20 protein-coding genes are annotated in these 24,765 nt (G+C 40.8%); 9 read left to right on the forward strand and 11 right to left on the reverse strand.

Annotated elements, in window-relative coordinates:
- Positions 1-12: 12 nt before the first annotated feature.
- The 3 genes from V7L07_RS03220 to V7L07_RS03230 all read right to left on the reverse strand — a co-directional run bounded on the left by V7L07_RS03220 (position 13) and on the right by V7L07_RS03230 (position 2,306).
- The gene (locus tag V7L07_RS03220; protein ID WP_335055008.1) at positions 13-435 is read right to left on the reverse strand and encodes a hypothetical protein; all 423 of its coding nucleotides are present in this window, start codon (positions 433-435) and stop codon (positions 13-15) included.
- 166 nt (positions 436-601) lie between these two features.
- Positions 602-820, reverse strand: coding sequence for a hypothetical protein (locus V7L07_RS03225; RefSeq protein WP_335055010.1), 219 nt, complete (start codon positions 818-820; stop codon positions 602-604).
- A gap of 190 nt (positions 821-1,010) precedes the next feature.
- Positions 1,011-2,306 (reverse strand): dihydrolipoamide acetyltransferase family protein, encoded by a 1,296-nt coding sequence (locus V7L07_RS03230; RefSeq protein WP_335055012.1) that lies wholly within the window; start codon positions 2,304-2,306, stop codon positions 1,011-1,013.
- A 632-nt stretch (positions 2,307-2,938) separates the two neighbouring features.
- On the opposite strand from V7L07_RS03230, the gene V7L07_RS03235 reads away from it, so the two are divergent.
- Positions 2,939-3,409 carry a hypothetical protein gene (locus V7L07_RS03235; RefSeq protein WP_335055014.1) on the forward strand — a complete coding sequence of 157 codons (471 nt, stop codon included), beginning with the start codon at positions 2,939-2,941 and terminating at the stop codon, positions 3,407-3,409.
- A gap of 66 nt (positions 3,410-3,475) precedes the next feature.
- Here V7L07_RS03235 and V7L07_RS03240 read toward each other — a convergent pair whose 3' ends face one another.
- Positions 3,476-3,925, reverse strand: a complete 450-nt coding sequence (locus tag V7L07_RS03240) for a YlqD family protein (protein WP_069072569.1) — start codon at positions 3,923-3,925, stop codon at positions 3,476-3,478.
- A 38-nt stretch (positions 3,926-3,963) separates the two neighbouring features.
- Positions 3,964-5,940: an AMP-dependent synthetase/ligase gene (locus V7L07_RS03245; RefSeq protein ID WP_335055015.1), complete on the reverse strand. Its 1,977-nt coding sequence runs from the start codon at positions 5,938-5,940 to the stop codon at positions 3,964-3,966.
- Between the two features lie 245 nt (positions 5,941-6,185).
- Between V7L07_RS03245 and V7L07_RS03250 the strand changes: the two genes are divergently transcribed.
- The 6 genes from V7L07_RS03250 to V7L07_RS03275 all read left to right on the forward strand — a co-directional run bounded on the left by V7L07_RS03250 (position 6,186) and on the right by V7L07_RS03275 (position 14,292).
- The gene (locus tag V7L07_RS03250) at positions 6,186-6,431 is read left to right on the forward strand and encodes a hypothetical protein (RefSeq protein ID WP_179067199.1); all 246 of its coding nucleotides are present in this window, start codon (positions 6,186-6,188) and stop codon (positions 6,429-6,431) included.
- A gap of 595 nt (positions 6,432-7,026) precedes the next feature.
- Positions 7,027-7,368: a CU044_2847 family protein gene (locus V7L07_RS03255; protein ID WP_179067200.1), complete on the forward strand. Its 342-nt coding sequence runs from the start codon at positions 7,027-7,029 to the stop codon at positions 7,366-7,368.
- Between the two features lies 1 nt (position 7,369).
- Complete coding sequence (locus V7L07_RS03260) at positions 7,370-8,263, forward strand: trypsin-like peptidase domain-containing protein (RefSeq protein WP_335055018.1); 894 nt, start codon at positions 7,370-7,372, stop codon at positions 8,261-8,263.
- A gap of 17 nt (positions 8,264-8,280) precedes the next feature.
- Positions 8,281-9,936, forward strand: a complete 1,656-nt coding sequence (locus V7L07_RS03265) for a hypothetical protein (protein WP_335055020.1) — start codon at positions 8,281-8,283, stop codon at positions 9,934-9,936.
- Between the two features lie 62 nt (positions 9,937-9,998).
- A complete protein-coding gene (locus V7L07_RS03270) occupies positions 9,999-12,791 on the forward strand; it encodes a tetratricopeptide repeat protein (protein WP_335055022.1) in 2,793 nt (930 codons plus the stop codon).
- Between the two features lie 187 nt (positions 12,792-12,978).
- Positions 12,979-14,292 (forward strand): radical SAM/SPASM domain-containing protein, encoded by a 1,314-nt coding sequence (locus V7L07_RS03275; protein ID WP_335055024.1) that lies wholly within the window; start codon positions 12,979-12,981, stop codon positions 14,290-14,292.
- Between the two features lie 118 nt (positions 14,293-14,410).
- Here the strand turns inward: V7L07_RS03275 and V7L07_RS03280 are convergent, their stop codons facing one another.
- From V7L07_RS03280 to V7L07_RS03300, 5 genes are all read right to left on the reverse strand, one after another.
- Positions 14,411-15,112, reverse strand: a complete 702-nt coding sequence (locus V7L07_RS03280; RefSeq protein WP_335055026.1) for a hypothetical protein — start codon at positions 15,110-15,112, stop codon at positions 14,411-14,413.
- A gap of 324 nt (positions 15,113-15,436) precedes the next feature.
- A complete protein-coding gene (locus V7L07_RS03285; RefSeq protein WP_335055028.1) occupies positions 15,437-15,997 on the reverse strand; it encodes a hypothetical protein in 561 nt (186 codons plus the stop codon).
- Positions 15,998-16,127: 130 nt separating this feature from the next.
- Positions 16,128-17,351 (reverse strand): type II secretion system F family protein, encoded by a 1,224-nt coding sequence (locus tag V7L07_RS03290; protein ID WP_335055030.1) that lies wholly within the window; start codon positions 17,349-17,351, stop codon positions 16,128-16,130.
- Between the two features lie 134 nt (positions 17,352-17,485).
- On the reverse strand, positions 17,486-18,613 hold the full coding sequence (locus V7L07_RS03295) for a type IV pilus twitching motility protein PilT (RefSeq protein WP_334778829.1): 1,128 nt from the start codon (positions 18,611-18,613) through the stop codon (positions 17,486-17,488).
- A 75-nt stretch (positions 18,614-18,688) separates the two neighbouring features.
- On the reverse strand, positions 18,689-20,692 hold the full coding sequence (locus tag V7L07_RS03300; protein WP_335055032.1) for a GspE/PulE family protein: 2,004 nt from the start codon (positions 20,690-20,692) through the stop codon (positions 18,689-18,691).
- 429 nt (positions 20,693-21,121) lie between these two features.
- Here V7L07_RS03300 and grpE point away from each other — a divergent pair, with 429 nt between their 5' ends.
- Together grpE and dnaK are read left to right on the forward strand one after the other, a co-directional pair.
- Positions 21,122-21,862 (forward strand): nucleotide exchange factor GrpE, encoded by a 741-nt coding sequence (gene grpE, locus V7L07_RS03305; RefSeq protein ID WP_335055034.1) that lies wholly within the window; start codon positions 21,122-21,124, stop codon positions 21,860-21,862.
- 227 nt (positions 21,863-22,089) lie between these two features.
- Positions 22,090-24,048: a molecular chaperone DnaK gene (dnaK, locus tag V7L07_RS03310; RefSeq protein WP_335055035.1), complete on the forward strand. Its 1,959-nt coding sequence runs from the start codon at positions 22,090-22,092 to the stop codon at positions 24,046-24,048.
- A gap of 284 nt (positions 24,049-24,332) precedes the next feature.
- On the opposite strand, the gene V7L07_RS03315 is transcribed toward dnaK, so the two are convergent.
- Entirely contained in the window at positions 24,333-24,548 is a 216-nt protein-coding gene (locus tag V7L07_RS03315; protein ID WP_335055037.1) for a hypothetical protein, read from the reverse strand.
- Between the last annotated feature and the right edge of the window lie 217 nt (positions 24,549-24,765).

Consider the following 24,765-nt stretch of genomic DNA (forward strand, 5'->3'; position numbering starts at 1 on the left):
AGCATTAAAGTCTTATATTCTTTTTATTTTGTAAAATTGTAAAATTGTAAAATTATTTGAATCATTGAAATACACTTTTGTTGTTTTTGAAGGGCACTTTAATACATCGCTTGTGTACTCTGGTAAAGATAAATTTTTTCTAGAAAGATAGGCTGTATCATTCTCTTTGCAAATAACACTCACCATTTTCAGTTCCTTACTACCAGGAAGTTGAACGGCAAAAATAGCACCAACATATAAGTTAAGTGTAAAGCCCCAATGACCTTTACAAGCATCTTGAAATGCATAGATATAAATACTATCAGCAACATTATTAATATTAGTGTTAATCTTAATATTTCCCGGTCTAATGTAGTATCGGTAACAGCTTTGTGGATCGCCAATAACCCAATCTTTCAATGATGTTTCTTGTCCTTTTTGATCGGTAATTATCACAAAATTTTTCTGCTTTGAAAAAAAGCTTCTTGAGTCGTAATCATTGATATTATCTTTTTTTTAGCGTTGATAGTTATTCTGTCTATCTTTTTACTCGTCGCTTTGTTTCCACCGTCTTTACTTGGGCATCCAGTCAAGAACAAGCTCAGGAAAATAATGCTAAAAATTAATAATTTACAAGGTGAATAAATAATTTATTTCTTAGACATAAAAAGCAATTACTAACAGAAACAGAGATAAATGAACCAAGCCGACGAGTTAATAGACGTATCACTAGCCTAAGTTCTGATTGTCTTCCTTCTTCAATACCTTGTTCAATGCCTCGTTGTCTACTTTCTTGCAGTCCTTCTTCAAGAATTTCTTGATAAATGGCAGATTCTCTCATATCTTCTCGCCTCAAAAACTGACGAATTAGTTCTGGCTCAAATTCCCAGTCTCCAGTACCCAGTACCAGAGCAGCGAGGAGTTAAAGTTTGTAGTATTGAAGTGTAAGTATTGTTTGTTGTTAGCGCTACTCTACGAAAAATTGCTGCTCGCTCATAGCGCTAACATTTAAATTTGGTGTTTTTTCAAAACTACAGTGTCAAAGATTGAGGATTTGTCTCAATCAATTTTGCTAAATCTTGCAAGAACGCCGCAGCATGGGCACCATAAATAATCCGGTGGTCAGAAGTAATATTAACTTGCATTTGTTGTCGCACGGCAAATAAACCGTCGGGTGTTGCTACTACTTGCGGACGCGATGCCCCGATCGCTAAAATTGAACCTTGTCCAGGCGGTAAAATCGCATCAAATGTGTCTACGCCAAACATTCCCAAGTTGGACAGGGTAAAAGTACCACTGTTGTATTCTTGGGGCTGTAATTGTTTTGCTCTCGCACGTTCTACCAAAGATTTCCAAGTACGCGATAGAGAATATATATCCACTGCGTCGGCATTTTGCAGCACAGGTGTAATTAATCCGCCATCATCCATTGCTACTGCTACGGAAATGTTGATATCAGAATGATAAACAATACCCTGGTCTGAGTAGCTAGCATTTAACAATGGGTGTTTTTGCAATGTCACTGCTACAGCTTTCGCCAATAGCGCTGTCATTGTCACGCCTTTGGATTTAATTTGTTTATAAAGTTTGTCTAATCCATCGGTGGTAATTGTATAACCGACACGGAAGACGGGCACGGATATGGTAGCTACCATGTTCCGTACTACGGCGTTTTGGAAGGTAGTTAGAGGTACAATTTGACCAGGAACAGCCGCTACTACTGGTGTGGGTGCTGGTGTCCGAGGTGCTGGGGGTGCAACTGGGGCGCTAGTTGGTATGGGTGCTGCTGGGAGAACTGGGGTAGGTTGTTTGCCCTTATTGGACAATGCTTCTACATCTTCAGCGACAATGCGTCCGTGAGGACCACTGCCTTGGAGTGTAGTTAAATCAACTTTGAGTTCTTTGGCTAACTTGCGGGCGCGGGGTGAAGCTACAAGCCTTCCTTCTTTGTGGTTAGACCCGTTTTGAGACGCTAAGGCAGGTGTGGCAGATGAGGCTATGGCGGAGACTGGTTCAGGGGAAGAGGTTGTAGTAGCAGCTGCGCCGCCAGAATTGGCAAGAGATTTGGCCTGTTCAATTTCAGCTTCCGTTTCGGCAATGAAGGCGATCGCAGATCCTACTGGGGCAGTTTCACCAGCTTCAACTATGATATGGGCAAGAAATCCTTCATAGAAGGTTTCTACATCCATATCTGCCTTATCTGACTCTACAACCACCACTGTTTCGCCTTTTTCCACTTTGTCCCCTGGCGATTTCACCCAGGAGACGATTTTGCCTTCCGTCATGGTGGAACTCAGCGCCGGCATAAATACTTCGTGAATGCTCATAGGGTGGTTTGGAAATCAATGGTTTATGGACTTTAACAGTTTTTATCAGATCGAATTGTATCTTGGTGGGAGGGTTTTAGACTGTTTATATTTTAGGTTGGGCATTGGGCAAAACAGTTCCGAGTGGTGAGTGGGGAATCTCAACTTCTTTACTCAGCACTAAGCACTCATTACTCAGCACTCTTGGGGGGCATTGGGTATGAACATACACAATTTTCGGTTTTTGTCAAAACTTTTGTTAAGAAAGATGTTTATAATGGATAGCTTCCCTACAAGGGAAGGGGGAATTAAAGCCTCTCTCCGCTTCGGGGAGAGGTTTGGAGAGGGGTCATGCATTAATTTTCGGAGATGTCTAATGACAAATGACTAATACTTTAGGAACCTAAATATGAGTTAGAGGTCTATAATACAGAGCTATCCTGAATGGTTAGCCAATATGTCGATCTCGTTTTAGTCGTTGACTTGCAAAAACCACCACGAGTTTCTCACAGATTAAATGGGATGTGCTATTTATATTCCTCATAACTACTGCTTAAGATACAAGAGCTTCTCAGAGATAGAGGATATGGGATGCAGTTCAATCTAGAATTCAAAATTGGTAATAAACCTATTTGAAATTCCTGTTTACTTTTATGTCGGCAAAATTGAAATTCTTTTTGATTGTGATATTAGGTATCTTTGCCACTGCTGGCGCTGGAGTTTATATTATCCAGGGTCAGGCATCTGCACCGATTGTTGAGACTAGTGATGGACAAACTCAGCAGGTGGCAGCAATACATCAGTCTCAACAGATTGTGGCATACCCAGAGCGTTCCGATTATAAAATTATACCTTTAGAAAAGCTCAACTCATCTCTCCAAGGGAGCGATCCTGCTACCCTCGCCCTGAATGCCTTTGAGGACATAGGAGTGGGAAGAACGCGAAAGGTAGAGGTAGCTTATCCGCAACGAAATCAGGCCTTTGTAACGATTACACAAATCAAAGGAGGTAATGATTCAGTTGGTACGGTTAAATATCGATTTGAGATGACCACCTTTGGGCGATCGCTTTTTATTAGCTCACCTCCAGTCTGGCAAATTGTTTGGGCTGGAGTGAGGAGTTAGTTAGGAGTTAGGAGTGAGAAGTTAGGAATTTAAACTCATAACTCATAACTCATAACTCATAACTTTTTAAATGTCGCCGCGAATTTCTTCTACCACGCCATCGCGCAGAACGATTTCGACCTGCATTTTGCTAATCAGGTTATCACCGGTTTCTACCCGGAAAAAGCCTTCCATTTGGAATTGGTTGACTTCCTGATCTTGTTGGAGAAACTGCACTTGCTGGAGATTTTGCAGCAATTGATTTTTTTGCTCTAAAAATTCACTTTTCTTTTGGTTGACTTGGAGTTGGATATTGTCAATTTGTTGAAGAGTCTGTGGCCCTGGTGGTTGTAGACTCTGCTTTTGAATTGCTGCGATCGCTCTTTGTCCTTCAACGTCTAGCTGTTGCAATTGCTGATCGAGTTGATTGATTTGCGTTTGCAGCTGTTGTTGTACTTCCTCTTTCCAGAGAGGAGTCACAATAACTTTGACGTTAACGACACGTTTCAGAAGCAAATTAGATTTGGAGACATCCATATTTCACGTTCACTCTTTACAGTTAGCAGGTGGAATCATCAGGCAAAGATGCCGTCAATAATATCGCGATAGCGTTCCGTGACGATGTGTCGTCGAACTTTCAGTGTTTGTGTCATCAAACCATTTTCGATCGAAAACGGTTCCAGAATGAGTTTAAACGTTCCGATGCGGTCATCCGGTCGATAACCTGGACGATTTTGTACTTCCCGATTTAATTCTTGGCGAAATAAATCCTGGATCATTCTACTCTCCAAGTCAATTTTTTGACTATCTGAGGAAGTTACGCGATCGCTCGACGTATCCAGTATCAAATTCTGACTTGCTGCCCATTTTTCCAAGGCTTCGACATTGGGGACAATTAAGGCTCCCAGGCTGCGCTGATCTTGACCGATGAGCATAATTTGATCGATGTATGGCGATCGCAAACAGGCATCTTCAATCGGCTGTGGTTCGATGTTTTCCCCGTTAGTCAATACAATCGTATCCTTGGCTCTGCCAGTCAGTACCAAATCGTCTTGTGGTGTTAGCCAACCCAAATCGCCGCTATCAAACCAACCTTCAGCATCAATTGCTTTGGCTGTCGCTTCGGGATTTTGGTAATAGCCTTGCATAATCTGCGGTCCCCTCAACAATACCAAGCCTCGCTTTTCTACTGGTAGAGGCGCTTTTGTTTCAGGATCTACAATCTTAGCTTCTGTAGCGGGGAGTGGTAGTCCTGATGCACCAATCAAATTTCGCCAAGGACGGCGCACATGGGTAACAGGAGAAGTTTCTGTCAAACCATAGCCTTGCAAAATCTGCACACCAATAATTTCAAAGAAGTTGTCTATATGTCTCGGCAGCGCACCACCACCGCTAATCATTTGCTTAACTTGTCCTCCTGTGGCTTCTCGCACCTTGGCATAAACCAGTCGTTCTCCCAAGGCGTGGAGAGGCAAGAAAACAGATGCTTGGATCTTAGCTGCTAATCGCTCGATGGCGGAAGCATGAAGATTATTTAAATCTAATCCCTGAGCAGTTCGCTTGGCTTTGATATATTTATCGCTAATGCCCAATAAAAAGTTAACTAGGCGTTGCTTATTCGCTGGTTGTTCGCGGAACTGCTTTTGCACTCCCTCATAAATCGATTCCCACAGCCGAGGTACACCCACCATGTAATTGGGTTTAAATTTTTTCAAATCCCCTTTCACAGAGCGCAAATTAGTATAAACTTGCGTGCAGCCTTGAGATAGTAGGTAATATTCAACAGTTCGTTCGTAGCTGTGCCACGAAGGTAGGATACTGAGAACGATATCGCCAGTATTTGGTTGCAATACTGTCCCAAAAGTTATTACTTGGTGCATCAAATTTTTATAAGACAGCATTACACCCTTGGGTTTACCCGTAGTCCCAGAGGTATAAATTAGGGTTGCTAAAGCGTCACGATTTTGCTTGGCTGGCACAAAATGATGATTTACCCCAATTTCAATCAACTGTGTAAAGTTGAGTACTTTTAGGGTTTCGTCTGTCGGTGATGCTTCATCAGAAAGTAAGATTACCATTTGAATTGGTAAATCTTTGAGCCGGTCTTGGAGTTTTTTAAGTGTTTTTAAATCCTCAACGACGATCGCTGTACTGCCGCTATTGGCGATGATAAACAGCAGTTCTTCTTTTTCGGCTTGGGAGCTACGCACAGCATCAACGGCTCCAGCAGTCATTATGCCTTGATCGGCAATAAACCATCGGGGACTGTTGTCAGCAATTAGGGAAATGCGATCGCCTACCTTGACTCCCAACGCCTGCAACCCAGAAGCAAATAGTTGTATTTGCTCTGCTAGCTGGGTATAAGTAATCACTACTTCTGGTTTAGCGTTAGGGCTGCGGAGGGCGACGACATCACCAAATTTTTGAGCGGCTAAAGGCCAAACTTCTGGTAACGATTCCACATTTGTGTAATCTACCAACCGCTTTAATGACTGCCGTTCTCCCTCACTGATGTTAGATAAAAAAGAAGAGACGGTTTGGGTTTTTGACATAACACCTTACCTAAAGATTTTAAACTGATCGTTTTTACAGCTTATTTTGTTATTTCGCTACAATCACCGTCCTTATTATCCACATTCCCTTCTGTGTATGATAATTCCAGGAATTCCACGTTTATATTTACAAAAATTTATGTTAAAGTTAGTTTACATAGAGTGCAAGCAATGATTGTGTTTGCATCTAAGAACAGCGATCTCTACGACGTGCTAGGCCTACGTTTCACAGGGGATGACTACCTATGAATTTGATAGACACTATATTGCTAACATTGCTGAATATCGCTGCCTGTATAGCGTTGCCTAAGCTTTTAGCTATACTTCTAGCTGCTAAAACCAAACTGACTGAAGCGTTGCCGAATGGTTCCAAATTACAAGCAGCCAAAATTGAACTTACCAGTTTTCCTTATTGTACAGCTTACCAATTGACAAATAGCCAATACTGTAAATTCAGTCCTGATTTTTGTGCCAAGTGTTCTCCTAATTAATGGACTATTTGCAAGCAAAAATTCCTCAGGACTTCCAGCTACCAGCTATTCAATTAACTAAATCCCTGATTTATTCAAGAAGTCGGGGATATTTTTATAGATGTGGTTTGCATAACGTTACCACGAGAAAATTTAATTAAATTTACATACCGTAACATAGTTTAATTTATTCTTACCTACTTACTTAAATTCAAGTAATTTTCTAGCTAAGTCAGTATAATTACTAATTGATATCAGGCTGTTGATATAACTAATATAACAGTTAACATAACAATTGTTGTATCTGTAGCACGACAGTCAAGCAGCTTGTAATGCCCACGCAGCAAGAAGTTAGTCAGTTTATTCAGAAACTTCACAAACTTCTAGTAGGCTGTAAAGTCAACTATGCTGGGTAAATAAGTTTGTAGTCAGGACTTTAGTCCTTGCGTTAAGCACTTAAGTGCTTACTACGTACCAGACTTTCGTTAGCTTTATGGACTACTAAAGTATTTAACGAGTTAACCATTAAATGAGATTAGAATTACAAAAATTCTGCCAACTCATTTGATGATCAACACATTAAACTATTAGTTCAAAATAACAGGTTTCATTCATTATGAATCGAAAACAAATTACAGAATTTTCTCTCCAAGATGGGACGAAGTTTTTAGTTGAAGTTGATGAGCCAGAAAATAGCAATGCTGTGAGACGTGTTGCCAGAGCAGATACAGGGCAAATGGTAGTTGAAGCTAAAAAGAAATTTGATGAGGTATTAGATCAAATCCAGCCTGTAGCTTCCGCAATTATCACTAAACTGAGTCAGCTTAATACACCTGCTAATGAGGTAGAAGTTAAGTTTGGGATTAAGTTAAATGCTGCTGCGGGTGCAATTTTTACTTCTGTAAGTGGTGAAGCTAACTACGAAATTACCTTGAAATGGAAGCAAGACAAGGCATAGCATGGTAGTAAGTACAGATAATTATATTCAAACTTTTAGGTCAGCGATCGCCCGAATTTTTCATCCTGATGGTGCGGTAGTTGGTGTAGGTTTTTTAGTCTCTGGGCGAACTCAAAATTACATCCTGACATGCGCTCATGTTGTTACCTCTGCTCTATCTTTAGCAGAAGATATAGTTGAAGCTCCTAGTGATGATATTTATTTAGATTTTCCCCTAATTGCATCAGGGCAACAACTCAAAGCTAAAGTTATTTTTTGGCAACCTGTTGTCAGCAATGCATCAACCTCCGAGCCTGAAGATATTGCAGGATTGCAAATAGAAGGGCAATTACCTCAAGAAGCCCAACCCATTCAGCTAGTAAGAGCTAACAATATCTGGGAGCATCCTTTCCGCATATTCGGTTTTCCTGACGGACACAATGATGGCGTTTGGGCGACAGGGGTGTTGCGAGACTCCCAAGGAAAGGGATGGGTGCAACTGGAAGATAGTAAGGTAACTGGCTACAGAGTAGAACCAGGCTTTAGTGGTGCGCCGATATGGGATGAAACCCTTGTGGGAGTAGTTGGTATGGCAGTAGCGGCAGAGAAGCGGCGAGAAGACATCAAAACTGCTTTCATGATTCCTGCGGATGTATTGATTGCAGCATGGGATGAAATAGCCTTGCCGATGTCATCAAATGCACATACCCAGACAATTCAGAGCAGAGTGCAACAACTAAAAATCAAAACTTTGCAACAACGCTTTGACGTTCTCAGTAGTGATTATGAGGCGGCTCACAATCAACTCAACTATACCCTGAGTGCGAGCGATCGCAATATCATCCAACGCCAAATCAATAGCATACTACAAGAACTTGAGCGAGTCGAAAACGAACTTAATATCATAAACCATTAATTTAATTCCTAAAAGTAATGAACAATCCTTCAGATTCAAGAAAAAATTATCTAGAGCAGTCAATCGCTTATTTAAAAACTGATATTGAAAGTATCAGCAAACAAATAGTGCGGACGCTTAGTGATGTCGATAAAAATAGATTGCAAAGGCAACTTGATGATAAATTCGATGAAATAGAAAAATTTGAATTAGAGTTAATTCAGCTAACTCAACAATCTGTAGAGCCTGAGCCTGAGAAGATCCCATTCACTAATCGCGATGCTGCAATTAATGAGATTACCGCAACTAACTCTCCTCCTTATCGTCTAGTGACAGCACCGGAAGGTTACGGAAAAACAGAATTTCTCAAACAGATACAGGGGCGTTTTCAAGAATTGCAATGGTGTTGTGCTTATGCTTCTATATCTAGTTATGAAAGTATTGAAGACTTAGAAAAACGATTAGCAAGTTCTCTCAACTTGACAATGCCAGAAGGGCATAAATTAAGTTGGGGAGAGCGTTTAGGCTCACTATTGCATAGAAATTGGGCTAGATGGCAAGCCCAGGATAAAAAAGGTATTGTACTACTAATCGATCTAGATGGAAGTGCCCCCCAAAAACAACGTTTAAATGAACTTTTTAATGACTTGAGAGACTTCGCCTGGAAAATTGAAAAATGCTTGAAAGAATTACTGTTTTTTAAAGAAAATCCCCGGAGATTTCGAGTTGTGATTGCAGCTCGCTGCCTGATTGATCTCCCCTTAGATCGAATTTTTCCGAAACTAACACTCTCTCCGTTTAACTGGGAAGTGATTGAAGATACAGCAACAAAATATCTCAATTCCTTCAAAATGACTTCTGAAAGTCTTGCTCTCCTGGCAGGACACTTACTGTATTTAACTGGCGGACATCCAGGGGGAATTGCTGAAGCATTAAAAGTTTATCGAGGTGGTGATTACACAGTTAATTTATTTTTAAACAGTTATGGAAACCAATTATGGGAAAAAAGCCTCAAAAAGTGTAGAGATCAGATTAGAGAAAGCTTGACAAAAGAAAATAATCATCTGTACGAATCAATTGAAAAACTCAGTATATTTCCTATACTCAATGGAACTTGGATATTAAAGGAAGCCGTTCAGAGATTTCAGTTACCTTTCAGTGATGATATTTTTAAATTAAATGCTGAACTGACAAAGACATCTATTTTTACTCGTGATAAAACGATTATCAAAGATGGCATGACACGACGGCTACTAGTTATTGGTCTTCTGAGAGAAAGTTCGCCTGATAACTTTCAATCACTTTGTAGCGAAGCGGCTCAAATCTGCTGGGAATATATTCATGAATTGAAATCAAAGAATAATTCTGCTTTTGCAGGTACTTGGTCTATGCAGTACTTTTTTCAAAGTCTTCAGAAACATGCTGGATTTATCAATTGTGGCCCGAATAGTCTGGCTTATAGACAAGAACTCCGCCAGGATTTCTTTGAAAAAACTGTTGAAGAAACTTTAGGAATATTCCGTAATACAGATAGAGAGCAATTCCATGAATTCATTTATACTCTTAAGTCTGAAGTAGAAAATGACTGGGAATTTCAGTTTCTTGTCAATTACTATCTACATAATGACGAATATAATGATACACCCTATAGATATTTAATTCAGAAGCTTGATGAAGCAATTCAAAATAATTAACTAAGGAGTAGGGATTAGGTGTGTACTGAGTTTTTGCAAAAATAAAACAGGAGTCCTACATTATGTCTGAACTAGATAAATTAGAGTTTGTTGGTCGTGCAGAACATCTAAATCGAATAATTTCCCTTGTTCAGGAGTCTAATAAGCTGCATGTCGTTTTAGTCGAGGGTAGAGGTGGGATTGGCAAAACTTGGTTGCTTCGTGCATTACAATCCCGTCTAAACCAAGTTCAGATTGGAACGAGTGAAATTATTGATTGTGATATCCCTGTTTTTAATGATGCAGAAGATTTATACACTCAAATTGCCAAGCAATTATACGATTCTACATATCAAGAATGGTTGCTTCGCTTACGACAACTGCGAGAAGATGAAAACCGCCTCAGTCAAACTGCATACACACAGGAACGTAGACAGCTTGAAAAGTTCTTGGTCGATGAAATTAATCGAAAATCCAGCCAACAGAAACTAGTATTTCTAATTGATACGGTTGAAAAGTTAGGACAAGCAGATGTAAGAGAGCAAGTTTGGGAGTGTATTGGCAATTTGTGCCTTCAGCTAGAGAATGCTGTATTTATTTTAGCAGGTCGCCCTAGTATTGCCAGGCAAATTCTAGAAAAGTCATTCAAAGAAGAAGAATTAACTTATTTAGAATTAAATGAATTTACTCATGAAGATGTGCAAACATACATTCTTTCTAAGGAGGAACAGCTTCACTTTACTCTTGGACAAGACTTGGTTAAAAAGATCATAGTTCTTTCTGGTGGTAGCCCGATCATGATTGAATTTGGGGTAGAGTATGCTTATCGGGAAGTCATACCAGATTGGTTAGAGAGTGAAGATATAGAAACTATTCCCAGCAGGTTAGAAAAAACTGGTGGATTTGAAGCTGAGATGGTTCGACATATTACGCAGCTTCGGACATCAATGGATCGGTTAACTCTATTGCTTTCACGTATCTACCCATTAGATAGTGCTGATATTGCTAATTTATTAGAACTATCTCCAGAAGAAGCTCAAAGATTATTTATTGATGCACAAAGCTACTTTTTTATCAAACCAGTAATCGGTGGTTCGCAAATATCATTGCATGATATTGTGCGAGACTTAGTTGAGAAATATGTATGGGCAGATATTGACCCAGATTTGGAATGGAGAAAACGAGATAGTCGGATTGCTGCCAAATATTTCGAGCAAAAAGATTATGATTTAGGGCCACAAAAAAGGGTATTGGAGATTCAACGTCACTCTGATGATTCTCATAAAATCACTAATATTGAGTTTCTGATTGAAGAAATAAAACAACTGCGAGAATTTAATACTACGCGATGGCTCTGGAATGCTTTATACGCCGATCCAAAAATAGGTTTTGAAACTTGGCATGAAGTTACTGATAGGATACGCCGCCAATCTAAAAAATTTGGCTTTGTCAATCAATTGTTGGCAATTGCCAAAGAATTTGAAACAGAAATAACTCCCGATCAAAAATTTAAACTGATTATTTTTGAATCAAAGATTGTTCACGCTCTTAAAGACAAGAGTACAAAAGAAAATGAGTTGATCAAGCTAGAGGGAATGCTATCTGAAGAATCTGCTAACTCATCTCATCAAGCCGATATTTACAATGTCTTAGGAATGCTAAATACCAAGTTACATCTCTATGACGAAGCCTTGAAATATCAGCAAGAGTGTTTATCCTTAGTTCAAAGTAAAAACCTATCATACGCTATTCCTGCTGTAGCTAACCTAGTTGGTTATCTGCATCGACAACTCAACAACATTCAGGAAGCTGAGAAATATTACAAACTAGGTTGGGATGCTGCGATGGAAGTTGATACTCCTGACAAAGGCTTAACTCAAGTTATGGCTAGTATTCAGAATAACTTGGGATTTTTGTATGGACAACAAAAAGATTACGTAAAAGCCGAACAGTGTTTCAAAGCTGCTATTGATATGTGGTCGAGTGTTGAGAGCGAACGCGAAATAGCCAACGCCGAAATTGCCTCTGCTACTATTTTAGTAGATAATGGTAATTATGTGAAAGCTAAACAGCTACTTGAACGAGCATTAAGCCGTTGCGACAATGAGGAAAACGATAATCAAATATTATGTAGAGCATACTTTCAGTTAGGCTTAAATCAGTGGTTTAGTGCCGAGGTAGTAAATGAAGCCGTTTGGGATGTGACACAAGTACAATGGGATCTCAATCTCCTAAGTCTTGCTCAAGATGCTTTAGAAAAAAGCCTGAAACTTGCAGAAAAATACGGACTTGAAGAGGAATTACCTGGGATTTTACACCAAATTGCTAGTGTCTATTGGCATCTTGGGTTTCAAACAGGCGATCGCACGTTGCAAGAACAAGCTCTAATACTCAATGAACGCTCTTATCAGACTAGTCTAGAATACAATGACATGCGATATGCCATCGATAGCCTGGTAGGTAAAGCAGAGTTTGATTATTATGCAAAAGCATACAACCATATCTCAGATTATGCGCGAGAACTTAGCGATCGCTTCCAATCTTATCAAAATATCCATACATTATACTTTGGTCGTATATTACGGATAGAAGGTGATGTTGCATTTCAAGAAGCGAACTACGATTTTGCTTTCAGTAAATATGCTCAAGGAATACCCAAAATCTTTCAACATGGAGGTTTCGGGCCGTATTCAATCAAACATGAGCTAAATCTACTCCAAAAGAAAATTGAACGTTTGCCGATAGAACTTTCTAAAACTCTGATTCAACAACTAAAATCTCAGTGGAAAGATCATAAAGCCCTCAAGGAATGGTGCGATCAACAAATGTTTTTGACTAGAATACGTGCCACTAAACAGCCATCTTCTCATGCTTAGTAAAAAAATTGATCGACCCCAAATTTTAGTTTCTCTCAATTCTACTTATGTACCAACTGGGCAATGCGACTGTGATGGAGGGGATTGTGCCTGTGACTTATCCCCTTTAGCAGAATTAAGCTCAGATATCCGGTTATCTCTGGGGATACTGGATACAGAGTTTGTGAAAGCTCCCAACTCGCAGATAATGAATCTAGATGATACTTATTCTATCTGTTATGGTACTCATCATAAAGTAGCAGTTCTAAATCAATCAGCAATATATTTACTAAATCAATTTGCAAACCCTCATAAATTAGATGATATTGCACTAGAAAATCTTTCTATTGATTCAGCAGACTTACAGACAGCTATTCAAGAACTATATCAAGCACGTTTGATAGCACCTAATAATTACTCATTTAATCTAAATGAAATACCAGAAACTTTAACAGCATGGTTACATATCACCGATCGCTGCAACTTAAGATGTGACTACTGCTACCTTCCTCATGTAGCAAATGATATGTCAATGGATATAGGTAAAGCAGCTATTGAAGCTACATTTCGCTCTGCAATTTTAAATAATTACCGCCGCGTCAAACTAAAGTATGCAGGAGGAGAAGCATTACTATGTTCTCCTTTAATTAGGGATCTCCATTTGTATGCTCAATCTCTTAGCAAAGAAACAGACATCATATTAGATGGAGTTGTTCTTAGTAATGGAACATTGATTACTCCTGAGATGATTGAGATGCTGCAAACATTGAATCTGCATCTCATGATTTCACTAGATGGATTATCAAATTTCCACAATATCCAACGTTCTTATGCGGGTGGAAAGGGATCATTTCAAGATGTTGAACGAGGTATTAAGATTGCTTTGCAAAATGGTCTTATACCAGATATTTCCATTACAGTTAGTGGGCGGAACGCAGAAGGATTACCCCCTCTTATTGAATGGATATTGGAAAATAATCTACCCTTTAGTTTAAATTTCTATCGCGAAAACGAACTGTCAGCTTCTTACGAAGACTTGCAACTAGAAGAATCTCGTCTGATTGAGGGAATGTTGGCAGCGTTCAAAGTTATTGAATTGAAATTACCTAATCGAAGCTTGCTAGGATCATTGATTGATCGTGCTAACTTATCTTCTCCTCATAAACGAACTTGTGGAGTTGGGCAAAGTTATCTCGTATTTGATTACAAAGGGCAAATTGCTAAATGCCAGATGCAACTACATAAAACTGTATCTTCGTCTGCTACAAAAGATCCTTTAAGTGTTGTGCGACAAGATAAAGTAGGTATTCAGAATTTATCAGTTGAGGAAAAAGAAGGCTGTCGTACATGTGAGTGGAAATATTGGTGTACAGGTGGTTGTTCTTTGGCAACTTTTAAGGCTACAGGCCGTTATGATATTCAATCTCCAAATTGCAATATTTACAAAGCTCTCTATCCTGAGGCTCTCCGACTAGAGGGCTTACGCTTGATAAAATATAGTTCCCCTCTAAATCATTCCTGAGAAACAATATCCCCGACTTCTCAAAGAAGTCGGGGATATTCGGGTTGCAATTATTACAAATAAAATAGAATTGCTATTGTAGCGCTTATATGTGGAAAAATGTATTGTTCGCAGGTTGCTAATGATATTCTTTTTCTGGTACTCTAAAGGCTGCGTATTTCCATTCATTGCCCTCTAGATATTCAATTTTAAATTCTCCTTTAGTTAATAAAGTCATATCTTTAAGTGGTACTGTAGCATTTTCTCCTAAAATAATACATTCCGAATTAATCGTAGTAGCTTGGCTGGGAGTGGTATTTATTTGATTAATAACTTTACGCTGCAACTCTTGATATTGTTGCTCTGTTATTAGTTTAGAATCATACAACTTTTTTATGTCTCTCAGTTGGGTTTCTATATCTGAGCCACCTTGGTTTTGTACGTTATCTACTTTACAAGAATCTGGTTTAAAAGCAATTTTTCTGACAGGATGATCCCACCATTTAGAAACCTGGGTTAACCAATTAGTCGTTCTTGTTGTATGTACTACTTTTACTTGGCGATCGCTTATTTCTAAACGAACCCAATCAGTTGATCTTTTTTGGATCAAACCAGCAAATCCCCAAGATAAAACACTTCCTACTGAAACACCAGAATCGGCTAGACGAAGCTTAATAACTCTAGGTTCTATAGCTTGTGCTATTTTAATTTGCTTTGGAGCTATAGAGCTAATATTTGTAGCAAAAAAATCAGTATTTTTTTCTGTTGCACTAGAAGATTTTACGGCTGTAGAACTTACAAGTAATGCTACTACTATCAAAATCCTAATTTGATTGTTCATCAGTTTATTTTATATTGTTTTTTTGCTAAGATGCGTATGAATTAACAGACTATAGTAACTAATTTGAGCTTGTCAAGAGGCAATTATTTAATGTCTAGCTCCCCGACTTCTTCAAGAAGTCGGGGAGCTAAATTCAGCTTAAGTAAGTGATATTGCACGTAGAGTGCGTTATGTTACACGATAACACACCCTGCATGTACTTAGATTTTTTCAAAAATCAAATTGGATTGCTATAGGATAAAAATATATTTATTTGAGTTTGATAGATGATATATTTCTGACTTTCTACAGTGTGTAAGTCCTATAGAATTGGTATAACTTTTTCTAAGTTGGTGGAATTTCGGGAGAGAAAATTTCTGTGAAATTTTCCTCAAGCAGTGAATCTGGTGTTTGCATAATAATAAATGGGAGTTCGGCTCCCACCAGTCCTCTGGGGATGCGTTCTACAGTCTCACTAAAAACAACAAATAGAGGATATATAGTATTAGCTCCCTCACTCAAAATATGATTGTGGCGCAGAGGCATCAACCACTCATAATCATTGTCCAAGTACACTTGAGTTTGTCGCCAACGTCCTAATAAATCAGAAAAGTCTTCGTGAGCGCGATGAATAAAAACTAAAATTTCGGCTCCAGTTTTGATTTTCCATTCTGGATCGCACATTAAAATTGCCACATCACAGGGTAAGCAAATTGTTTGTGCGGCTGTTGTAGCATTACGAAGACGGACAATTGGCAAGGGTATAGTGATAACACTTTCATCTGGACGACGCAGACTAGGGATCATCTCCAAGTATGGACGATATTGCTTTAGTAAGGCGATCGCAGCTAGATGATTGCTGTACTCTGCCAAACTTGCTTCGTAGTGAGATTTTTGCACAGTCATAGTTTAATTAAATAGTGAGGAGTTAGGAGTTATCAGTTAAGAATAAAATTAATAAGTTAAGAGTTAACAGTTTAGGAATAAAAAGTTTTAACTCATAACTCCTCACTTCTAACCCCTAACTATTAATCCCTTATCCCAGCTTTTCAAATACCGCAAACATAGGTAGATACATCGCTAGCAAAATGGTTCCAACCATTCCCCCTAGAACTACAATCATCACCGGTTCTAAAATACTGGTCATTGCTTTTACTGCTTGCTCAACTTCATCTTCATAGAAATCAGCAACTTTCATCAACATTCCATCTAATTCTCCAGTTTCTTCTCCGATGCTAATCATCTGAATTGCCATAGCTGGAAAAACGGCATCTTTTTGCAAAGCAATGCTAATCATACCTCCTTGTTGAATTTCCATGCGGGCTGCGTCTATCGCATTGGCAATTACTTGGTTTCCTGATGTATCTCGGACAATTTCTAAGCAAGTTAAAATTGGTACACCTGAACGAGTCAAAGAACCAAAAGTCCGGCTAAAGCGGGCAACTGAAGATTTTTGAATTAAGTCACCAAACAATGGCATTTTGAGGGAAAGACGATCAATTGTGATACGACCAACAGGAGTTTTACCGTATTGTGTAAAGGCAAATTTTAGTCCTATAAGAGCAGCAAGCAGGACGAAAGCACCCGGACTTCTCAAAAACTTACTAGCATCCATCAAGAATTGCGTTAGAGGTGGTAATGAGATGCCAATTTGTGTAAAAATTGTGGCAAAAATCGGAATCAAAAAAATGGTCATGCCAAGAAAGATCGCAACTGCGATAAAACCCACGACCGTTGGATAAGATAATGCTGATTTAATTTGGTTTTGTAGACGAGCAACATCTTCTAACAACTTAGCTAAACGATTTAATACTTCGTCTAGAACACCACCAACTTCGCCAGCTTGAATCATACTCACATATAATCCATCAAAACAGTCAGGATGCTTCCGCATTGCCTCTGAAAGATTCATTCCGCTTTGAACATCGGTGCTAATTTCAACTAGGGCTTGTTTCAGTTTAGTATTACTACACTGTTCAGAAAGTACCCCTAGACTTCTAACGATCGCAACTCCCGCATTCATCAAAACGGCAAATTGACGCGAAAAAACGGCTTTGTCTTTCACAGAAACCTTAATTAAGGAATTCTGGAAATTTTTGAAGGCAACATCTGGCTGAAATCCCTGAGATTGTTTGAGTTCTTGGATGACAAAACCTTGATCTCTGAGATTAGTCCGAGCTTGTACCAAGGATTCGGCAACAATTTTTTCTGTTCGAGAGTTTCCTTGCGAATCCCGAACACGGGCAACGAAGTTTGGCATAAAATAAATTCAAAATAGTTGTTATTAATTGGGTATAGGGCAATTTTATTTTGGATTTTGGATTGAGGATTTTGGATTAAATTTCAATCTAAAATCCAAAATCTAAAATCTAAAATTATTACTCCCCACTTCCTTTAATGCGCTCTGGCAGCTGCACCTGGTTTCGCACCTGCTGCTTGTGGTGGTACAGAAGTACCAATGAGACGTTGGATTTCATCTGGCTTAGAAGTCTTAGACATCGCCGCTTCAAAGGAAATCGTTCCTGCTTTGTAAAAATCGGCTAAAACCTTCTCCAGAGTTTGCATCCCCAATTTGCCACCAGTTTGAATAGCTGAGTAAATTTGAGATGTTTTGCCTTCTCGAATCAAGTTAGAAATAGCAGGAGTGACAATCAGAATTTCTTGAGCCATTACCCGACCATACTCACCAGGTTTAGGGTTTTTCTTGGAAACTAAGGTTTGGCTAAATACCGCCACTAACGAGTTAGACAACTGCACCCGCACCTGGGTTTGTCTTTCATGGGGGAAAACGTCAATAATCCGGTCAACAGTTTGTGCCGCGGAACTGGTGTGTAGCGTACCAAAAACCAAGTGTCCTGTTTCTGCTGCGGAAATCGCCAAAGAAATTGTTTCTAAATCGCGCATTTCCCCTACCAGAACAATATCTGGATCTTCCCGCAAAGCTGCTTTCAAAGCATTAGCAAAACTCTTAGTATCTTCACCTAGTTGTCGCTGGTGAACCAAACTTTTAATTGGTTCATATACAAATTCAATTGGGTCTTCTACCGTTAAAATATGCTCTGCCTTGGTGCGGTTAATCAAGTCAATCATTGCCGCTAGGGTTGTTGTTTTACCGGAACCTGTAGGGCCTGTCACCAGAATTAGCCCTCTGGGCTTATCTGTCATTTCCCGCACGATATCTGGTAAACCTAATTTTTCAAAGTTAGGAATCTTAGAACTTAATGCCCGTAAACAAGCAGCATAAGAACCACGTTCTTTATAAACATTGACCCGGAAGCGAGCTAAACCTTTAACACCATAAGAACAATCCAACTCCCAGTTCTGCTCTAAGGTTTTACGCTGGGTGTTGTTAAGCATACTAAAAATTAGCCTTTGACATTGATCGGCTGTTAATACATGTTCACCTATGGGGGTGAGTTTGCCACTGATGCGGAAGTAGGGAGGCAAACCTGCGGATAAATGCATATCCGAGCCACCCAATTCAATCAATTGCTCCATCAAGTCTTCAATCATCATTTCCATAGTTCTGCTTCCTTTTAATATTTGTTATTTGTTTAAAGTTATTAAACATCGACCAATGACCAATGACTATTAGTCTTAAAACCGAGCTGTCATACAGTAAGGACAATCCAACCATTCTTGTTTCAATGTGGCCTGGCAACTCCGGCAGGTAAGTCCAGTCTTACGTTTAGCTTTTAATTCGGCCTCCAAACCAGTATCAGTAAACGTCACCCGTTCTACTTCTTCTAGGGTGGTAGAACCAAGGCGCACTAAGTCTAAACTGTAAGCCAGCAAGGTTTTCATCCCCTCTTCTATTGCCACTTCTTTGATGCGTTCTGTGGGTGCATCTTCGTTAATGAGAGTTTGGAGGTTTTCGGTGACTCGCATAACTTCATAAACACCACAACGCCCTTTGTAGCCGCCGCCATTACATTTTGGGCAAAGCTGATTTTTGGCTTTGGCTTCGGCGATCGCATCTAATGTCAAACTGTTAGCTTTATAGAAAGTGACTCCCACATCAGAGGAAGCTGATAGACCATAACGAGCCAGTTCTTCGGTTGTGGGAGTGTAGGGAATACGGCATTCAGAACAGACACGCCGCACCAAACGTTGAGCTAGAACGCCAATTAGGGAACTAGAAACCATGAAAGGCTCAATCCCCATTTCTCCCAAACGTGCGATCGCACCTGGGGCATCATTGGTATGTAAGGTAGTTAATACTAAGTGACCAGTCAAGGCAGCTTCAATAGCTGTTTTTGCCGTTTCCTTATCCCGCGTTTCACCCACCAATAACACATCTGGATCTTGCCGCAAGAAAGCCCGCAATGCGGTAGCAAAATCCAGCCCTTTTTCCCGAATCACCTGTACTTGAGTAATTCCTGGTAGACTGTATTCAATTGGGTCTTCTACAGTACTGATATTAATTCCGGGATCATTCTTTTCTGAGAGTGCAGAATACAGCGAGGTTGTTTTCCCAGAACCAGTTGGCCCAGTTACCAAAATTAGACCGAAGGGACGGCTAACCATATCCTGGACAATATGTAAAGTCTCTGGATCGGTAATTAACTTATCTAATCCCAGTTGGGTAGAGGAGTTATCCAAAATCCGCAGTACCACCTTTTCCCCGTAGCGACTGGGTAAGGTATTCACCCGGAAATCGACTTTGCGCCCCTCAAACATCCGCCGGATACGTCCATCTTGGGGTAAACGTCGTTCCGCAATGTCTAGATTGGAGATGATTTTAAATCGGGCTGTCACCGCCGGGATAATTTTTTTCGGTAGGGGATCAAAAGCTTCCTTCAGTACGCCATCCTTGCGGAAGCGAATGCGTAAATTCTCTTCTTGCGGTTCGATATGAATGTCAGAAACGCCTTCATGTAAGGCTTTAGCCAGGATTCTATTAACTAGGTTGATGACTGGGGCATCCTCTGCGCCCTTCATCGCCGCCCCTAGATCAGCCTCCATTTCTTCCGGAGCATCAGCAAGATCGAGATTTCCGAGGTTTTCTAAATCCTGATTAATATCTGTAAACTTTTCTTGTTCTAGGTGCTTTTGCCGAACAGCCATTTCATCCAGGTATTGGTTGATTAGCTGCTGGTAGTCTTCCTGGGTAATCACCATGCGCTGCAATGCCAAGCCTTGGGGGCGCAAGATGCGATTCAGGTCATCGGAAGCCTCTAGATTATCTGGAGCGACCATCGCCACTAAAACTGAGGGTGGGGTTTGGTCTTCGTGTTTCGATAGTGGTACTAAACGATGGCGACGACAGATATCCACTGGGATCAGGGTTTCAATCAGATTCCCCATCATCGTATTGCCAACAGAGTTGACTTCAGGATCTAGGAATTCAACTCCGTATAGGATTTTAAGTTCAAATAGCTGCTGTTTTTTATATTGCCTGAGCAACTCAGGCGATAGTTGTTGCCCAGTAATTGACTCTAGTACTTCCGTTAAGGGTCTGCCAGATTTGCGGCTTTCAATTAGTGCCAGCCTCATCTGTTCGGTATTGACATAGCCAGATTGCACAAGCTTATTGCCAAAGGGCGAAAACTCTGTTCTGGTAGTTAGAGCGGTACTGCGCCGTTGTGGTGACGAGTTCATAAATGAGCGATTGATTTGGGGAAACCTCTACTTAAAGTATTCCCAGTCTGGGAGATAGAATTCTCATTTACCAAAAAAGCGAATAGAATTCGCGGCTACACAAACAAAGTTCGCCTACGCGGGCTAAAGAAAAATTGAGTGTTTTAAACCCACGGAGGTGGGTTTTGTCTATGTAGACGCGGTTTCTAACCGCCCTTTTACTCCTCTGCTTTTTCACCAATCTCCCCAGTCCCCAGTCCTACTCGTTCGGGTTCCCGCCTTCGTAGCGTCTGGGCTAACGTGTTCACCATTTGTCACAATAAGAGGACGGTTAAATCACTTCCAGAAACTTGTCGGCAACAAAATTAGCCCCAGTGGCAAGTCGTGGATGACGACGGCTGCAAGCTGTGGATATACACTGCCCTAAATAGGATCTGGAATGAATAGACAATGATCGATGAAAATAAACAGATAAACAACACAAGCCAGCAATTGGGTGAACCAACAGAGGTAAAGCAAGCAATGATGAGTGACTCCCCAGCCCAAATTAATTTCAATGAATCTGGTAGCGAGGTGACAGAGCAAGTGGCAGCCCAAACAGGAGATACGGCTACTATCAATCCAGACAATAGCTTCGCTGCAACCGAGAAAACTGAAGTAGACAGGGCAGCTTTGGCAGAACTGACTCAACAAATCGAGTCCCTCAAAACGCAGCTAGAAGAACGTAGTACTCAATATATGCGGATTGCCGCTGATTTTGAGAATTACCGGAAACGCACTAGTAAAGAAAAAGAAGACTTAGAGTTGCAGGTGAAGCGGAATACGATTTTGGAATTGCTGCCAGTGGTCGATAATTTTGAGCGGGCGCGATCGCACCTCAAACCGCAATCTGATGGCGAAATGACCATGCACAAAAGTTACCAAGGCGTTTACAAACAATTAGTAGATAGCCTGAAGCGCTTGGGTGTATCACCAATGCGTCCCGAAAATCAAGAATTTGATCCTAACCTGCATGAAGCAGTAATGCGCGAACCTACGGATGAACATCCTGAAGGAACAGTGTTAGAAGAGTTAGTGCGCGGATACTACTTGGGCGATCGCGTGCTACGTCATGCAATGGTCAAAGTAGCTGCTCCCAAGGAAGATAGCCCTGCTGCACCAGAAGATCAGCCGAGTTCAGCCAACAGTTAAGCTGTAATCAGCTCGCCTCGCTGACCTTAAGTGCCTGGGTTCTAGTAAGGACGAGCATCGCGTACCTAAACAAAAACAAGGCTTTGGATAACTCTCTGTGTTTCAACTTCTCTTTTGCTACCAGCAATAGAGGTTCCACAGACGTTATCCGCTAGCCTTTGTTCTTAGGAAAAAAGTTAGTCCGCGACATATTACAGAAGAATAACTCAGTAAAAATACTGCTAAATATGGGAAAAGTTATTGGGATTGACTTAGGCACTACGAACAGTTGCGTCGCAGTTTTGGAGGGCGGTCAACCACTGGTGATCTCCAATTCTGAAGGGGGACGAACTACTCCAAGTATTGTAGGATTTGGGAAAAGTGGCGATCGCTTGGTTGGTCAATTGGCAAAGCGCCAAGCCGTAACCAATGCTGAGAACACAATTTACAGTATTAAACGATTTATTGGGCGGCGTTGGGAAGACACGGAAGTAGAACGCGATCGCGTCCCCTACAACTGTGTAAAAGGTCGAGACGATACCGTTGATGTCCAAATTCGCTCAAGAAACTACACGCCACAAGAATTATCCGCCATGATCCTGCAAAAGCTTAAGCAGGATGCCGAAAACTTCTTGGGTGAGGAAGTCACTCAAGCAGTGATCACCGTACCAGCATATTTCACAGATGCCCAAAGACAGGCAACTAAAGATGCTGGCACAATTGCTGGACTAGAAGTACTGCGAATCATCAATGAGCCAACAGCTGCGGCTTTGGCTTTTGGATTAGAAAAGCAAGACCAAGAGCAGCTAATTTTAGTATTTGATTTAGGAGGCGGTACCTTCGACGTATCGATCCTGCAACTTGGGGATGGTGTTTTTGAAGTTAAGGCGACTTGTGGTAATAACCACTTGGGTGGAGACGACTTTGATAATGCGATCGTCCTTTGGATGATGGAACGCTTTCAGCAACAAGAAAAAATTGACCTTTCCCAAGACAAAATGGCGCTGCAACGTCTGCGGGAAGCAGCGGAAAAGGCAAAAATTGAACTCTCCAGTATGGTGAATACCTCCATCAATTTGCCCTTTATTACGGCTGATGATACTGGGCCAAAGCATCTGGAAATGGAACTTAGCCGCTCTAAATTTGAAGAACTTGCTGCGAAATTAATTGAAGCGACCATCGAACCACTGATCCAATCGCTCAAAGATGCCGATCTTAAACCACAAAACATAGATCGGATTATTTTGGTAGGTGGTTCTACGCGCATTCCCGCAGTTCAAAACGCGCTAATTAAGTTTTTCAACGGCAAAGCTCCCGATCGCTCCATCAACCCTGACGAAGCCGTAGCATTAGGAGCGGCTATCCAAGCAGGTGTATTGGGTGGCGAAGTCGATAATCTCTTACTCTTGGATGTTACCCCTCTGTCCTTGGGAATTGAAACTTTGGGTGAAGTATTCACCAAAATCATTGAACGCAACACCACAATTCCTACAAGTCGGTCACAAGTTTTTTCCACCGCAGTTGATGGGCAAACCTCAGTAGAAATTCACATCCTCCAAGGTGAACGGGCAATGTCACGAGATAACAAGAGTCTCGGCAAGTTTTTGCTCGCAGGAATACCCCCATCGCCCCGTGGTGTGCCGCAAATTGAAGTATCCTTTGAAATCGATGTCAACGGCATCCTGAAGGTTTCTGCTCAAGATAAAGGTACTGGTAGAGAGCAGAGTATCAGGATTACCAATACAGGTGGTTTGAGTACCAACGAAGTCGAACGGATGCGCCAAGAGGCCGAACTGTTTGCTGAAGAAGATAGAAGACGTAAAGAACTGGTGGAACTCAAAAACCAAGCAGATAATTTGTTGTTCAGTTACGAATCCACCATCAAAGATAACAGCAACTTTATCGGCGACCAGATGAAAACCTTGGCCAGTGAAAAAGTTTCCCAACTCCAAGCGGCAATGCTCGATTCCAGCATTTCCACTGTGGAATTTAAGCAGCGCTTAGAAGACTTCCAACAAACCCTGTTTGCAATTGGCGCCGATGTCTACAACCGAGCTAACAACCAAAGCGATGAGATTGAGAAGGATTCATCTAGTCTTTTTACTCCAGAAGTAGATTCACCAATGAACGGTACACTAATACCACAATTCAACTTTGATTTTGACGAAGAAAGTACCGCACAGGCTGATTATGAGGCGATAGATTAGGGGTTGGGACTGGGGACTGGGGACTGGAGACTAGGGACTGGGGACTAGGGACGCAGAGCGAAAATTCCTCTTCTCTAAACCCTTTCCTCCTCTACACCTGTAACTCTTCAAACCCCTTACCCAGCCCCACAAATCCCAAATCCCAAATCACCAGTCCCCAGTCCCCAATCCCCAATCCCCTAAGTTGCAAATTTTAATTAAGACATTTTAATATATCTAAATATTTAGCGAAGTTTCACAAGACCCCAGGGGTTTGCTAGATTGTAGAAGCAAATTACTTTGGGCTAGGCAGTATGCCAGTTTAGATGCACTTCCATTACATAAGGGTGGTTTTCCACACCTAATGGTGCGGCTAGCCCATCTGGTTGATGGGCGGGGTTTTCCTCTGCTACGTAGCACAATTGTAAAAGAGACAGCCGACTCGGCAGTGAGAAGTCTGAGCAAAGGCTTCCCCTGCTCTTAACTTCTATGGCTTTTGTCGTCTCCCACGAGGAAAGCACCTGTTATTCAAGATTTGTCGGTGATTTTTGTAAAAGCTAAAGGGTAAAATCAATTTATTAACAAAAATTAATTTTATCTTCTGTCTAACCTTCGGCAAGCCACCCTCTAAAGGATACTGTGTTGCTCTTGCATATCTGTAGGCAAAACACTTTTCCGTAGGGTAGCAAGTGACCGTGATCTTCTACTGACTTCTGCTTTCTTCCTTCTAACTTTTAC

Origin of the sequence: Nostoc sp., assembly GCF_036916985.1 — a bacterium.
Classification (GTDB): Bacteria; Cyanobacteriota; Cyanobacteriia; order Cyanobacteriales; family Nostocaceae; genus Nostoc.